The sequence below is a fragment of the Sphingobacterium sp. SYP-B4668 genome (genome assembly GCF_027627455.1).
In the GTDB taxonomy this organism is placed as follows: domain Bacteria; phylum Bacteroidota; class Bacteroidia; order Sphingobacteriales; family Sphingobacteriaceae; genus Sphingobacterium.
In genome coordinates, this window is record NZ_CP115483.1 from 3,697,994 (window position 1) to 3,712,240 (window position 14,247).

Genomic DNA, 14,247 nt, shown 5'->3' on the forward strand with positions numbered 1-14,247 from the left:
GAGATAATTGATTAGGCTAAAATAAGGAATATTCTACCAGAGCCACTTTCCCACCTTCGTCTACCTTAAATTTAAAAGTATAATAATTTTGGCTGACCATACGTCCATTTTGCGATTTTCCTCCACCTTCATTTTGCGGATACACAGTTTCATTACTACAGGAAGCCATCAATAACAGACCTGCTGCAATAGCTAAGAATATGACTTGGGTTCTTATCATTTTTCAAGTAATTTATGTAGTGCTATAATTTAAGCAAAGACCTGTTGTATCAACACGTCTTGAGGTCAGTCTCACATACACAATAATTCTGCCACAAATTATTGGGAAATCGCTCCTACCACCCAAACAATTTACTTTCTACTAACAGAGATATTTTTGAAAAGATGTTGCCGGATACTTTTCAAAATGAACGAAAATAGAGGCTAGTACGCATTTGCAGAACTCCTGTTATTGGTACCTAAAGAAATGGAATTTGACAAAACCTTTCCGAGCGATGACAAGAGTGTATGGTTAATAGGTATGATGAAGGATATGGCAAGATTCCCGCACCATCAGAGCACTTTTTTGACATAAGGACATACCCTGCAAACGAGAGCGATATCGCAGAACCTTGTGACCACACAATCAATTTCACCAGTTGTATTAGGGACAACCATATGCAATTAATTGACTTCTCACGGATCTAAACACACATCAAGGTATTTGGAAGCTCATACTTCAAATGTAATTCCGCCATTTTTTTGGCGAAAGCCTTTCGATAATACAGCGGCATCTGTGTACCATTGGCAAAAAAACGCTGATATTTTTCCAATAAATGAGGGTAGTGCTTAGCGACCGCGTCCAGAGTTAGGGATTTACTATCGTAAGGTGCAGCCCCGAACAAGGTAAGTGTTGCCGGAAATATATAAGATGCCCCTGCAGCCTTGAACGTTCCAAACATTTGATCCAAATGGGTTGATGTATCGGTAATAAAGGGCAACAAGGGCATCATGCTAACACCACTGTGTAGCCCGTATTGAGAGGCAAGCGCCAAGGTCTCTAATCGTGTCGACGGTGGCGTGGCTCCTGGTTCAAAAACACGTGCAATACCATCTGTAATCGTTGAGAAGGAAAATGTCACAAAGGCCCCATGCGAAAGTTGCCCTTGAAGGTCATGTGGAAGTATAGCCGCCTTATCGATGGCCTGTATCAAATCGAAATCCCTACGGACCAACTCCGATTTGGTAATAACATGTAACGGAAACCGATACCGAAGGATGACTTCTAATATTTGACGGGTAAGAAGTTGCGTCCTTTCTATGTGCAGATAAGGATCGGTAGCGGAAGACAATACGATGATACCATACTGTTTTTTACGAGCTCTTAAGGACAGTTGTCTATCCAGCAGGTCCACTGCATTGTTTTTCAGACTGAGTTTGTCCGTCATGTTTACCCCGTACTTACTCCCTCTGATGTAACAATACAAGCAATTAAAGGAGCAGCCGCTGTAGGGGTTGATTGTATAGTCATCTAGGAACCAAGAATCACGCCGCTTGGTCTTGTTCAATATGGATTTGACTTCAACGCTCCGTGCCATTGCCTCTACTGCGATTAAGTCCGATATTGATTTTAGTTCGAAACCATTGCTTGGTCTCGATTGACACAATCTGGTCCTGATAACAATCGATAAGTGCAGGATGAAATCGGGCGACGGTCTTGGCTCCCCACCCAATCCCCTTTTTACTATGAAAGTCTGTAGCAGTCGAAAGTTGCAGTAATATCCTAAATACCTGCTCCACAAAAGGTGGTTGGAGTTTCTTTTTGACGGCATAGTGTGTTGCTACTCCCACCGTCCGGACCAACCATTTGTCAGGATGTAGTGCTAATCGGTCTAGGATTGGAATCGTCATTTCGGGCTTGGTCAATAACGCGTAACCCAATACCCGCTCGCCAATGATATCACACACATACCATTCGTTACCAAAGCTGATATAATCACAAGCCTTGTTGATCGTTCGTTCATAATCCGTGTCCAACCGAAGTCGCAACATGATACCTACCAATACCTGTCCACCCATTGCACGTAAGTAGACAATACGATCCGCCAAATCAAGCTGTATGTCCTCCGGAATGACGGTCATTAATTCCATAGCTGCATACTCCAATAGCGGAAACTTCACTTTCTTATTGAGCAAGCCTTCTTGGAGTGAAATGATAAAAGCATCGGCACCCTTATGCTGTAGCTGGCGCAAAGCCTCCGCCACCTTGTCTTTTATAACCGCCTTACTACTTATACTTTCCATTTTGGATGATTGATCAAGAGATAAAGATAGAAATTCCGTTAAATTTTTATCTTTACAGGGATGGAAATATTTTGGGCAATGTAGCGGTATGTCCCACGGACAATCCATCTACTAGCTGTAGTATGAGCATCGGAATGCTATATTAAATTTAACCAGATATGAACGAAAACAAAGAGCTCACGATACAATACCCACTTCACAAAGAAGACTTTCTTCAATACCAGCTTTTTTACATCGACCAGTCAGGTATGGCAAAACGAAGTGCCAATATAGGGCGATTTTTATTACTAGCCATCTTTACAATATTGGCGTTGATTTTTTATAAATTCGAAAAACACATCGCTATTTATTTTGTCATATCCGCTATTATCTGCTTCCTTCTCTATCCGCTCTTTCAAAAATGGTATTATAAGCGTTTTTTTAACAAGTTTGTAGAAAAGCAGATGAGCAAACGGTTTGGACAACCCATTACCCTTACTTTCACTGCTACAGACTTCCACCTACAAGATATTACTGGGGAAGCCCATATCCTATTCACCAATATTGAAGAAATCACAGAGACAAACAGCTATATCTTTCCAAAGCTAAAAACCGGTGGGCATATCATCATTTCAAAATCTAAGTTGCCTCAAGAAGAGGAAGTCCGCACGTGGCTAGCCAAGTGCTGTGAAAATCTTGGGATTGCCTACCACCGATTAGATTGGAAAGGGCAATAAAAAATATTCAAAAAGCTAAGTATCTTAGCGTATATAAGCCATATGTAGCGAATTAGCTTCAATATTCCGTTAGTGAATAACCACATCCCCTACAGCAAAGGTAACTTTAACCAGCACCTTCAGCCTCAGTACATTTACAGTATGTTGTGATACCTTTTCAGCAATCTTTAGCTAATACCTCTTACTGCGATTGATTATTTCCTTCCGTGGAGGGAGACATTCATTTTGCTATCAATTCTGGGTTTTAGTAAGAAATGTGTTCCCTACAAAAAGCGGTGGAGCAAGGCCTCACTTGTCCTTCAAACGGCCCTCTCGGCATTGTAACCAATACTTTACATTTTTTTGAGAGACAATCCGTCGTCCCAACCGATAACCTATTTAAAAATGTGTATTTTTAGTACCACCTATTGCAAAGTGATGGCTTTGCGTAACCGATATAAACTCAAGCTAATGACCTATAAAAAAGTATCTATTACCCTTAAACCAATTGCATATACCATGTATAGACCCCTAATTTTTCTATTTATTTTTCTCATTCATAATTTTTCACTTTTGGCCCAGCAGAAAGGCCATATTGACGGCCGTGTAACCGACAGTGGATCTAAGGCCATTCCACACGCTACCGTGTACATCTTAAACAGCAACCGCAGCACAATGAGCAACGTAAATGGTGATTTTCACTTCGACTTGCTAAACCCCGGTATATACAGTATCCGGGTATCTGCTGTAGGATATGCCACCCAAATCAAAGAAATAAATACAAATGAAGCCGGTACCTTTCACATAACGTTGCCAATTTCGGACACACAGTTGGAAGATGTCATCGTATCGGCCCAAAAGCGTGACGAATCGCTACAAAAGCTACCGTTCAGCATCTCGGCCTTTTCGGCCAAGGATGTGCAAGCGTACCGTTTATGGAATATTCGGGACCTAACCGCCCTAGTCCCCAACCTATATAGTGCAAACCCTGGCGATGACCGCAACGTCACGGCGATACGAGGAATCACCTCGACATCGTACGACCCGGCGGTGGCAACTTATATCGACGGGGTCAACCAGTTCAATCTGGACACCTACATCCCTCAGCTATTCGACATCGAGCGGATAGAGGTACTCCGTGGACCGCAGGGCACATTATATGGTCGAAATGCGATGGGTGGAGCCATCAATATCATCACCAAAGCACCAAGTAACGAGGCTAGTGGAACAATGGAGGTAAATGTGGGCAACTATGGTCAACAGCGGTACAACATAGCGTGGAGACAGCCTTTGGTCAAGGATAAATTGTTCTTGGGTGTGGCGGGTATGTACGGTCGCCAGGCCGGATTTTTCATCAACGACTTTACCGGGGATCGTCACGATAAGCAAAATAGTATTGCAGGCAATTATTACCTAAAATATATCGTATCACCTCAATGGACCATTACCGCCAATGTCAAGCATCGGAATGGCCGCAACCATGGCCCATTCACCCTCTTGGGTAGTTTAGCGGATTTTGCCACTGACCCCTACCGTCTCAACCAGAATGCGACCACAAAGATGTTGGATAATAGCTTTAACACCTCACTGTCCATAAACTATGCAGGACAGCATATCAACTTCAGTTCGCAGACGGCATGGCAATCCAACCATCGCTACTACGACCAGCCGATAGATGGTGATTTTTCACCTATTGATGGCGTGACAATCAAGAACAACTATGGACGGGATTGGAACAATGTAAAGGTATGGACACAGGAATTTAAATTTAGCTCACCTGCGCATGTCCAATCCGCTTTGAACTGGACAGCGGGGGCCTACCTCTTCCATCAGGATGTGCCGAACAAACAGGCCACTCATTTTGGAGAACAGGCCGATCTAATGGGGTCACCGGAAAAGAATTTTTCAATCATTACCACGGCTAATGGCAAGGCGCTGGGCGCTGCACTCTTCGGACAACTGAGCTATGCGCTCACCGACCGACTGGCTTTGACGGCAGGCGTACGCTACGATTATGAACATAAAGAACAACGCGTGCTAGGTGAATACCAGCTAGACGGTGATTCGGAACCTGTATTCCAAACCCAACCCGACACCAGTGCATCGGCCAGTTTTAAGGCCTTCTCACCCAAAGTGAGTATCCACTACGAACTTTCGGATGTGCATCTGCTATACGGGAGCTACAGCCGAGGCTACCGCTCGGGAGGATTTACGTCCTTATCGTCTGATCCCTCACAACCACCGCTACATAAGTTCAAGCCAGAATATAGCAACAACTATGAAATCGGCATCAAAAACCAATTTATGGACAATCGCCTGCGGTTGAATATGGCGATCTTCTATACCACCGTGACGGATGTACAAGTACCTACGCTGGTATTGCCCGATGCTATGACGATAACCCGCAACACGGGCAATTTACACAGCCGAGGGGTGGAATTGGAGCTAGCCTTTAACCCTATCAAAGACTTGACCTTCAGCAATAATCTAGGCTATACAGATGCCAAATACAAAGCACTCAAAATAGCACAGCAAGGAGCAGAAGTTGACCTAAATGGCAATCGACAACTGTATACTCCTCAAATGACGAACACCTTCACCGGGCAGTACAGCTATACGTTGGTGAAGCAAAAAAACATAAAACTAACGGGCCGAGGTGAATGGGTGGCCCTGGGCAAACAATACTTTGACCTATCCAATACTATTAGCCAATCGGGCTACAGCTTGTTCAATGCCCAGCTAGGGGTAAGCTGTCCACATATAGGAATATCGGTCTGGAGAAGAAATCTGGGTGGTAAAAAGTATATCGCCTACGCGTATGATTTCGGTGCCGTGCGGACAGGTGACCCGAAAACCTATGGTGTGACGTTAACGGGTAGATTTTAAATAAAATCAGATGAAAATTTTCAATAGTATATGGGGTATTCTTTTTGTGGTATGTGCCTGGCTGCAATACAACGACCCGGATCCTTTGCTATGGATACTTCTTTATCTATGGGTGGCTTTACTGTGCTTTGGTGCAGCTGCAAACCGCTTTAACAATGGTCTCGTCCTGTTGACAATCGTCGTATATTCGGGTTATGCGATATTCAAGATGGTACATCAAGATGGGGTACTGGATTGGATTTATGATCATCATGCCGAAAATATAGCGGGGCAAATGAAGGCCGAAAAACCGTGGATAGAAGAGACACGTGAATTCTTTGGGCTACTGATTGCTATCGTGGCCTTAGCGATAAACTTAATCTATTATCGAAAACCAAAACAACCAGAAAAAAATTAGCATCTCGACGGTAGTACATAGCAAACTTCTACCCGAGTAATCTATTATAAACATAGATAAAAATTAAATTATGACAAAACGATCACCTGATATCAACCGTTGGGTTCCTATCCTTCGAAGCCGATTTTGGGGTTTTGACGGAATCAAACTGCAATTCGTATTGCTGATGGGTATAATCGCTACCTGCGTAACAAGTTGTTCATTTTTTGAGTCCGACAAACTCGAGCTTCACAAAGGGGCGCATATCATCTTGATTGGCAACAACCTAGGGTCACGGATGTTGAACTATGGGCATTTGGAAACAGAGCTTCAACTCCGATATCCAGACAGCATCCTCTACATTCGTAATTTGAGCGATGGCGGCAATACTCCCGGATTCAGACCCCATGCTGGCGTACCTTCTCCATGGGCCTTCCCCGGTGCCGAAAAATTTTACGAGGGGACTGAACTGGCGAATGATGCCAACGCAAAGGGCTTTTTCGAAACACCGGATCAATGGATCACGCGCCATAAAGCAGATATCATCATTGCCTTCTTTGGCTTCGACGAGTCCTATAGAGGTAAGGCTGGTTTGGAAAATTACAAAGCCGAATTGGATGCTTTTATCAAACATACCTTAGCTCAAAAGTATAACGGTACTACTGCCCCCCAACTGGCGTTGGTCTCTCCTATCGCTTTTGAGGACCTCTCCAAAGAAAGGGACCTGCCTAGTGGGAAGGTCGAGAATGAAAATCTAGCCCTATATGCTGACGCCATGGAGGAGGTCGCTAAAGCAAATAAGGTGGTTTTTGTAGATGTATTCTCCAAGACCAAGAAATGGTTCAAAGGTGCGGATGAGCCCTTGACTATAGACGGGATACAGCTTTCAGAGGCAGGCTATGCCAAATTGGCCCCAACGCTGGCAGACGGACTCTTTGGAAAGGCTCCTGCCATCGCTGAAGCGCATCGTACATTGGTACACGCTGCTGTACAGGAAAAAAACTGGATGTGGCACAACGACTATAAGATGCCGAACGGAGTCCATGTCTTTGGACAACGATATGAGCCATTTGGTCCTGATAACTTTCCATCGGAAATTATCAAACTACGTGAACTTACGGCTATTCGCGATACTGCGATCTGGAAGGCGACAAAGGGGGAAAAGATGGATTTGACAGCGGCCGATAAAAACACAACGCAGCTGCCCGAAATCAAAACAAACTATACCAACAACGGTAAAAATGGGTCTCCGAAATATCTGTACGGCGAAGAAGCGCTTGATAAGTTCAAAATGGCTCCAGGTTATAAAATAGAGCTATTCGCTTCGGAGCAAGAGTTTCCAGATTTGGAAAAACCGGTGCAAATGACCTTCGATAACAAGGGGCGGCTATGGGTGGCGGTGATGCCCACCTACCCCCAATGGAAACCAGGAGACCCCAAACCAAACGATAAGCTGATTATCTTGGAGGATACCGACCAGGATGGCAAGGCAGACAAGCAGACTATTTTTGCGGATGGCCTACAGCTACCGCTGGGATTTGAACTATCGGCCGAAGGGGTATATCTTTCACAAGGTACGGACATGATCCTGCTCACCGATACAGACGGGGACGACAAAGCCGATAAACGGGAAATCCTATTGAGCGGCTTTGACGACCATGACACGCACCATGCGCACCACGCCTACACCTATGACCCTACAGGCGGCATATATATGGGGCAAGGTGTCTTCCTATTGACAGATGTAGAGACCGCTTATGGTACAGTACGTGCCACGGGAGGGGGCTTCTATCGATACGATCCTAAAAGACGTAAACTGGACTTTATTGCACAGTTGAATGTACCCAATCCCTGGGGTATTACCTTTGACGGGTGGGGACAGGATTTCTATGCCGAGACCTCAGGTCCTGCAGTGAGCTGGATGTTGCCGGGATCGGTCAAGCCAACATATGCCAAATTTATACAAAAACCTAAAGACCTGATTGAAGATGCGCATAAAGTGCGACCTACCTCAGGGCTTGAGATTGTCTCCAGCCGGCACTTCCCTGATGAAGTACAGGGTGATATTTTGATCAATAACACAATTGGATTCTTGGGTACAAAACAACATGTATTGGAAGATGATGGCTCGGGGTACAAAAGTCGCCATCGACAGGACCTGCTGCAATCATCGGATATGAACTTCCGACCAGTAGATCTGGAATTTGCGCCGGATGGATCACTATTTGTCATTGACTGGCATAATGTACTGATCGGCCATATGCAGCACAACCAACGGGATCCGATGCGGGATCACACGCATGGACGTATCTACCGTGTGACCTACCCTAGCCGTCCGCTGGTACAACCTTCCAAAATTGCGGGAGAGCCTATAGCTGTGTTGTTGGAAAACCTTAAACTACCGGAGTACCGTACCCGCTACCGCACACGTCGTGAACTACGCGACAGAAAGACCGAAGAAGTGCTGGCGCATGTCAAGACCTGGGTCGCCAAACTCGATAAGCAGGACCCTAAGCTGGAACACCATCAATTGGAAGCCCTTTGGGTGACAGCAGGGACGGGCAAAGTGGATCAACAGTTGTTACAGCAATTGCTAAAAGCCAAGGATTATCATGTACGATCGGCAGCTGTACGCATACTCCGAAATGAGGGGAGCCATATCGCCAACCAGGCCGAGCTGCTTCGCCAAATGGCAGGAGATACCCATCCGCGAGTACGCCTGGAGGCTATCGTAGCAGCCTCTTGGCTTCCGAACGAAGGGGGGCTACCCGTGATTACAGAAGCAGGTAAAAGTCCGCTAGATGATTGGATGAAGCCGCCGTATGAATGGACCTTAGCCCGTTTCAAAGGCAAAGAGGACGTGAAAGTGGACGAAAAAGAAGTCGCCATACCCAAAGGCATCAACAAAGAGACCTTCTTGGCTGGGAAGGCAGTGTATTTGCGTGAGGGGCTATGCGTCACCTGCCATCAAGAAAATGGAAAAGGACTTGAAGTATCCGGTTTCCCGCCATTAACACCGAATGAATGGATTGCCGGAGATGAAGACCGACTAATCAAACTGGTACTAAAAGGTCTGCAAGGCCCCATGGAAGTAAATGGTAAAAAATATCCCGGCCAAGTACCGATGATGTCTTTTGGACGGATGTTGAAAGATGACGAAATAGCGGCCGTATTGACTTATGTCCGTAATTCCTTTGGCAATACATCGTCGGCGATTTCAGTAGAAAAAGTCAAGGCTATACGACAGGCCACAAACAATAAAGAGGGATTTTATACCGTTGATGAACTACTGAAGGAACATCCGCTCAAGAAATAACCAATATAACACCCATATACAAAAGACATGCAAATATTACATCTCAAGAGAATCATTGGCCTATTGCTTATCGGGACTATGTTTTCCTGCGGGGCCAGCCCGAAGCAACAGAGCACGACCGATGTGGACAAAAAACCATTGGTCGTATTCGTCACGGGCGACCACGAGTATAGTAGCGAGGCTACAATGCCTATCCTTGCAGCGGAATTAGAGAAGAACTACAATATGCGGGCCGTGGTGCTAAAATCGGCCCCTGACCACAATTCCGAAGAGAACATCCCTGGGCTGGAGATACTGAAAGATGCGGACCTAGTGGTGTTCTATCTGCGCTGGAGAAGGCTACCGACAGACCAGTTGAAGCCTATTGACGATTATCTCAAATCGGGTAAACCTGCTATAGGCTTCAGGACGACCACGCACGGCTTCAACTTTCCGGCTGGGCATCCATCCGAAAGCTGGAATGCGTTTGGTGAGTTTGCATTTGGAACTCCTCCGGGCTGGGGTAAATCGGGACATACACATTACGGCCATAATTCCAGTACGGATGTATCGGTAATCGAGGCTCAAAAATCAAACCCTATCTTAACGGGCGTACCAACGGCTTTCCATGTGCGATCATGGCTGTACCATGTGGTACCGGACTTTCCACCAAAAGGAGCTACAGCTTTGTTGATGGGTAAAGCAGTGGATCCGGACAAAACGGCGGTGGACAACCCTGTTGCTTGGACCTGGAAGACAAATTGGGGCGGCAAGAGCTTCTTCACTACACTTGGACATCCCGATGATTTTAAAGAAGAAGGTCTACAAAGATTGGTCATCAATGCCATTCACTGGACGTTGGACAAGGAGGTGCCAAAGCAATGGGCCGGGAAGATGAACATCAACGTACCTTACCGTCAATAGTCATTAGAAAACCCGATAAATAACATAATAGATGGAATTATCAATTCACAATTGGATGCGCGCAGAAACATTGGAGACGACCATCCGAAGGATAGCTGGACTCGGTTATACCAAATTAGAGATTGCGGGAACCCCCGAACAATATGATACAAAACAGGTACGGCAACTGCTTCAACAATACAACATATCGTGCTGGGGATCGGTGACATTGATGCTCGGCGAGCGCAACCTACTGGCCAAAGATGAAGCCCAACGGGCTCGATCGGTGCAATATGTTAAAGACGTAGTGCGCATGGTCAAAGAACTGGAGGGCACCATGGTATCGGTAGTACCTGGCACAGTGGGCAAGATTGTTGCTGAAGCACGTCCAGAGGAAGAGTGGCAATGGGCGGTAGATTCTCTAAAAGAGATTTATGACTATGCTGAAGAATCGGATATCTTACTGGGGATAGAACCTATTAATCGCTTCGAGACCTATTTCATCAATCGAGGTGACCAAGCTTTGGTATTGGCGGAAGCTGTAGGCCCCAAATGTGGCGTGTGCTTAGACTCCTTCCATATGAACATGGAAGAGTCGGATATCTACGAAGCTATTCGAAGGACAAAGGGCCGACTGGTGGGATTCCATGTGGCCGACAATAATCGTATGGCACCGGGAATGGGTCATCTGGATTGGGCGCGGATAGTGAATACGCTTCGCGAAATCGGTTATGATGAGGTGCTATCGGTAGAATTTTGCTCACCATTGGACCGTACACCGGCAAATCCCTATCCTAATTCATTGGATGAAAATCCCCAAAACTTGTCACCCGAGCAACGCAAGTTTTTGGAAGACCATGGTAGCACAGCGGTCACGGAAGAATTCTATACGATGCTGACTCGTAAGTCCTATGAAACTTTATCAACCTTATTGTAGTACAGATATATAGGATAGACTAAATAATTATATAGAGATGAAAATAACAAATGTAGAAGCGTATTGGTTACAGTGTCCCATTGCCGAAGCCAAACAACATATCTCGGACTACGGATTACTCACCCACTTTGACATGACCCTAGTGGTCATCACAACCGACAGTGGCCTGCAGGGCTATGGCGAGGCAAAAGCGGCCGTAGGATCCTCAGGTGGTTGCGCCGCTATTGTAAGCTGCATCGAGAACGACCTAAAACCATTACTGATTGGAAAAGATGCGCGCTACATCACCCGTATCTGGGAGGAGTTGTACAATGGCACACGTGATCACTATGCACTGTCTCGAGGTCGCAAGTTTCCAATTTTGGGTCGCCGAGGATTGACTATATCCGCCCTAAGTGGTGTAGACACCGCTTTATGGGATTTAAAGGGCAAAGCCTTACAGATACCGGTGGTCGAACTACTGGGTGGCGCCTGTCGTGATCGCATGGAGGCCTATGCTAGTGGCGGTTGGGCGGATGTGGACCATATTGGTGAACAATTGAATGGATATGTAGCTAAAGGATTCAAGGGTGTAAAAATGCGGGTAGGTGTCATGGACAAAACCGTTGAACTAAGTATCGCACGGGTAAAGGCGGCAAGGAAGGCCTTGGGGCCGGATATCAAATTGATGGCAGATGCACATGGAACATTCAGCGTACCAGAAGCTAAGTATTTCTGTCGTGGTGTAGAAGACTGTCACCTCTACTGGTTTGAGGAACCTATTAATCCGGACAACAAACAGGGTACTGCTGAGGTGAGGGCCATGACCACGATTCCGATTGCGGCAGGAGAAAGTGAATTTACCGCATTTGATATTCGCGATCTGATGGATGTACGTGCTCTGGACGTCGTACAGCCTGATTCGGCCATTATTGGTGGAATCTCGGAGGCGGTGCGGGTAGCCCATCTGGCGAATACACAGCAGATTGAATTGGCACCACATTGCTGGGGATCGGCATTTTCATTCATGGCAGGCGTGAATGTAGCCTTCGCTTCTCCTTCGGCGACGGTCATCGAATTTTCATTGGGCGGCAACCCGATGATGTATGACCTAGTAAAAGAGCAGATAAGTGTTACTGATGGCTATTTGGATGCCCCTACCGCACCCGGACTTGGCCTCACCCCCAACTGGGACTTTATACAGGAATTCAAACAAAAAATCAACTAATATGGCACGTGTACTCCGTATCAATCACGTCACCGTGATTGTCGACAATCTCGAAAAAGCAACCCAATTCTACGAACAGGAATTGGGCTTGGAACCTCTCTCGGCTTTCCGATTCGACTATCCCGTTATGTTTTTCCGTGTCAATGCCGAACAGCAATTGCATATCTCCGAATGGGAAGATACTCCTTCTTTCCGGGGTCATATCTGCTTTGTGACGGATGACTTCAACGCTATATTTTTTCGGATGAAAGAGCTGAATGCTATTGACATCAAGCCTTGGGGCAAGGTGAGGCAGCTACCCGATGGGGCCATGCAAATGTTTTTACGTGACCCTAGCGGCAATCTATTGGAGATATCTTCTAGCCCAGATGCCGAAATAGACCCACAAATCTTCAAAGACGAGCTGTACGAAGAAGGACTGTATGTATCCAATCGGAATGACTTTAGGGGCAACAAATCGGATGATGCCACGCTATATCATAAATAGCATATGAAGAAGACTGTTTTATTGTTGGAAACCATTGCCGACGAAGCCATGGCTCTACTGATGGATCGGACAAACGTAGTTGTTGGATATGATCAGAGACGCCTTCAAGATACCGCAGCATATGAACATGTACACGCGATCATCACAAGAGGCAAGGGTCTAGTAGACCAGACCTTGATACGGGCTTGTCCTAATTTGGAAGTCATCGCCCGATGTGGCGTGGGTTTGGACAATGTCGATGTGGCAGCAGCAACGGCTCGAGGGATTAAAGTAGTGAACACTCCCGGCGCAAATGCAGGGACCGTGGCCGAGCATACCCTGTCTTTGATGTTGATGTCTATCCGCGACCTATACCGCACAATAGAGCAAGTCAAGCAAGGCAATTGGGCTTGGCGAAACGTGTATAACGGTGACGAGCTGACGGGCAAGACATTAGGAATTCTGGGCATGGGCAATATCGGTAAGCGAGTGGCCCGTCTAGCCGAAGCATTTGAGATGCGGGTAATCTATTGGAACCGTAGTAAACAGGATGTGTCCTACCCCTATTTGCCCTTGGAGGAGGTATTGAGCCAAGCAGATATCGTAAGCCTACACCTCCCCTATACCCCAGGTGATGCTCCCTTAATCGGTGTGGACGAGCTGACCTTAATGAAACCTGCGGCACGTTTGATCAATACTGCCCGCGGAGCACTAATCGACCATGAAGCGCTTTTAAATGCATTGCATACCCAGCAATTGTCTGGATTTGCGGCTGACGTATTGCCCGACTTGACTCCAGCTATCAGTAAGGCCTTAGTATCCAATCCACAGGTATTGGTGACACCACATGCGAGCAGCCTGACTGCAACAACCTATCGTCAAATGTGCTTACTTGCCGTAGGCAATGTACTGGAAATCCTCTTGGATGGAAAACCTGATATAAGAAGTATTTTTAATTATAGTGAGCTTTAACTGCCCCTTCCCTACATGGAGCTGTAGTGGAAGAAATTTGCAAAATATGTTGTTAAAAAAAAGCCGCTAGAATCTAAAATTCGTAGCGGCCATCACACTCACCATTGTAAAATAAACCTACCAAATCTATAAACCTACCAGATATATGCTCTAGCACATACCCCTTATCCAGGGTCATATATTAAGTATACGATATATTAGGTATACGATCAAAGGATAGGATTGTC

Annotated in this window: 12 protein-coding genes; 9 read left to right on the forward strand and 3 right to left on the reverse strand. The window is 45.9% G+C overall.

All coding sequences use genetic code 11. From position 1 onward, the window contains the following. Window positions 1-16: 16 nt before the first annotated feature. From OQ289_RS15225 to OQ289_RS15235, 3 genes are all read right to left on the reverse strand, one after another. Window positions 17-220, reverse strand: a complete 204-nt coding sequence (locus OQ289_RS15225; RefSeq protein WP_270087713.1) for a hypothetical protein — start codon at window positions 218-220, stop codon at window positions 17-19. A gap of 463 nt (window positions 221-683) precedes the next feature. Beyond that, window positions 684-1,577, reverse strand: coding sequence for an SPL family radical SAM protein (locus OQ289_RS15230; RefSeq protein WP_270087714.1), 894 nt, complete (start codon window positions 1,575-1,577; stop codon window positions 684-686). Beyond that, window positions 1,561-2,283, reverse strand: coding sequence for a DNA alkylation repair protein (locus OQ289_RS15235; RefSeq protein ID WP_270087715.1), 723 nt, complete (start codon window positions 2,281-2,283; stop codon window positions 1,561-1,563). Before OQ289_RS15235 ends, OQ289_RS15230 begins: the two co-directional genes overlap by 17 nt. A gap of 158 nt (window positions 2,284-2,441) precedes the next feature. Between OQ289_RS15235 and OQ289_RS15240 the strand changes: the two genes are divergently transcribed. The 9 genes from OQ289_RS15240 to OQ289_RS15280 all read left to right on the forward strand — a co-directional run bounded on the left by OQ289_RS15240 (window position 2,442) and on the right by OQ289_RS15280 (window position 14,020). Beyond that, complete coding sequence (locus tag OQ289_RS15240; protein ID WP_270087716.1) at window positions 2,442-2,999, forward strand: hypothetical protein; 558 nt, start codon at window positions 2,442-2,444, stop codon at window positions 2,997-2,999. Between the two features lie 450 nt (window positions 3,000-3,449). Then, window positions 3,450-5,864, forward strand: a complete 2,415-nt coding sequence (locus OQ289_RS15245) for a TonB-dependent receptor (protein ID WP_270087717.1) — start codon at window positions 3,450-3,452, stop codon at window positions 5,862-5,864. 10 nt (window positions 5,865-5,874) lie between these two features. Then, on the forward strand, window positions 5,875-6,261 hold the full coding sequence (locus tag OQ289_RS15250) for a transmembrane 220 family protein (RefSeq protein ID WP_270087718.1): 387 nt from the start codon (window positions 5,875-5,877) through the stop codon (window positions 6,259-6,261). A gap of 70 nt (window positions 6,262-6,331) precedes the next feature. Next, a complete protein-coding gene (locus tag OQ289_RS15255) occupies window positions 6,332-9,556 on the forward strand; it encodes a PVC-type heme-binding CxxCH protein (protein ID WP_270087719.1) in 3,225 nt (1,074 codons plus the stop codon). Window positions 9,557-9,583: 27 nt separating this feature from the next. Continuing rightward, the gene (locus OQ289_RS15260) at window positions 9,584-10,459 is read left to right on the forward strand and encodes a ThuA domain-containing protein (RefSeq protein ID WP_270087720.1); all 876 of its coding nucleotides are present in this window, start codon (window positions 9,584-9,586) and stop codon (window positions 10,457-10,459) included. Between the two features lie 31 nt (window positions 10,460-10,490). Further along, window positions 10,491-11,375 (forward strand): sugar phosphate isomerase/epimerase family protein, encoded by an 885-nt coding sequence (locus OQ289_RS15265; protein ID WP_270087721.1) that lies wholly within the window; start codon window positions 10,491-10,493, stop codon window positions 11,373-11,375. A gap of 37 nt (window positions 11,376-11,412) precedes the next feature. Then, window positions 11,413-12,582, forward strand: a complete 1,170-nt coding sequence (locus OQ289_RS15270) for a mandelate racemase/muconate lactonizing enzyme family protein (protein ID WP_270087722.1) — start codon at window positions 11,413-11,415, stop codon at window positions 12,580-12,582. 1 nt (window position 12,583) lies between these two features. Beyond that, window positions 12,584-13,069 carry a VOC family protein gene (locus tag OQ289_RS15275; RefSeq protein ID WP_270087723.1) on the forward strand — a complete coding sequence of 162 codons (486 nt, stop codon included), beginning with the start codon at window positions 12,584-12,586 and terminating at the stop codon, window positions 13,067-13,069. Window positions 13,070-13,072: 3 nt separating this feature from the next. Continuing rightward, a complete protein-coding gene (locus OQ289_RS15280) occupies window positions 13,073-14,020 on the forward strand; it encodes a 2-hydroxyacid dehydrogenase (protein ID WP_270087724.1) in 948 nt (315 codons plus the stop codon). Window positions 14,021-14,247: the final 227 nt, after the last annotated feature.

Excerpts from the sequence above, each read along its gene's own strand:
- OQ289_RS15230 (WP_270087714.1), bottom strand. The coding sequence starts at position 1,577 with ATGGCACGGAGCGTTGAAGTCAAATCCATATTGAACAAGACCAAGCGG.
- OQ289_RS15245 (WP_270087717.1), top strand. The coding sequence starts at position 3,450 with ATGACCTATAAAAAAGTATCTATTACCCTTAAACCAATTGCATATACC.
- OQ289_RS15255 (WP_270087719.1), top strand. The coding sequence starts at position 6,332 with ATGACAAAACGATCACCTGATATCAACCGTTGGGTTCCTATCCTTCGA.
- OQ289_RS15225 (WP_270087713.1), bottom strand. The coding sequence starts at position 220 with ATGATAAGAACCCAAGTCATATTCTTAGCTATTGCAGCAGGTCTGTTA.
- OQ289_RS15260 (WP_270087720.1), top strand. The coding sequence starts at position 9,584 with ATGCAAATATTACATCTCAAGAGAATCATTGGCCTATTGCTTATCGGG.
- OQ289_RS15240 (WP_270087716.1), top strand. The coding sequence starts at position 2,442 with ATGAACGAAAACAAAGAGCTCACGATACAATACCCACTTCACAAAGAA.
- OQ289_RS15270 (WP_270087722.1), top strand. The coding sequence starts at position 11,413 with ATGAAAATAACAAATGTAGAAGCGTATTGGTTACAGTGTCCCATTGCC.
- OQ289_RS15280 (WP_270087724.1), top strand. The coding sequence starts at position 13,073 with ATGAAGAAGACTGTTTTATTGTTGGAAACCATTGCCGACGAAGCCATG.
- OQ289_RS15275 (WP_270087723.1), top strand. The coding sequence starts at position 12,584 with ATGGCACGTGTACTCCGTATCAATCACGTCACCGTGATTGTCGACAAT.
- OQ289_RS15250 (WP_270087718.1), top strand. The coding sequence starts at position 5,875 with ATGAAAATTTTCAATAGTATATGGGGTATTCTTTTTGTGGTATGTGCC.
- OQ289_RS15265 (WP_270087721.1), top strand. The coding sequence starts at position 10,491 with ATGGAATTATCAATTCACAATTGGATGCGCGCAGAAACATTGGAGACG.
- OQ289_RS15235 (WP_270087715.1), bottom strand. The coding sequence starts at position 2,283 with ATGGAAAGTATAAGTAGTAAGGCGGTTATAAAAGACAAGGTGGCGGAG.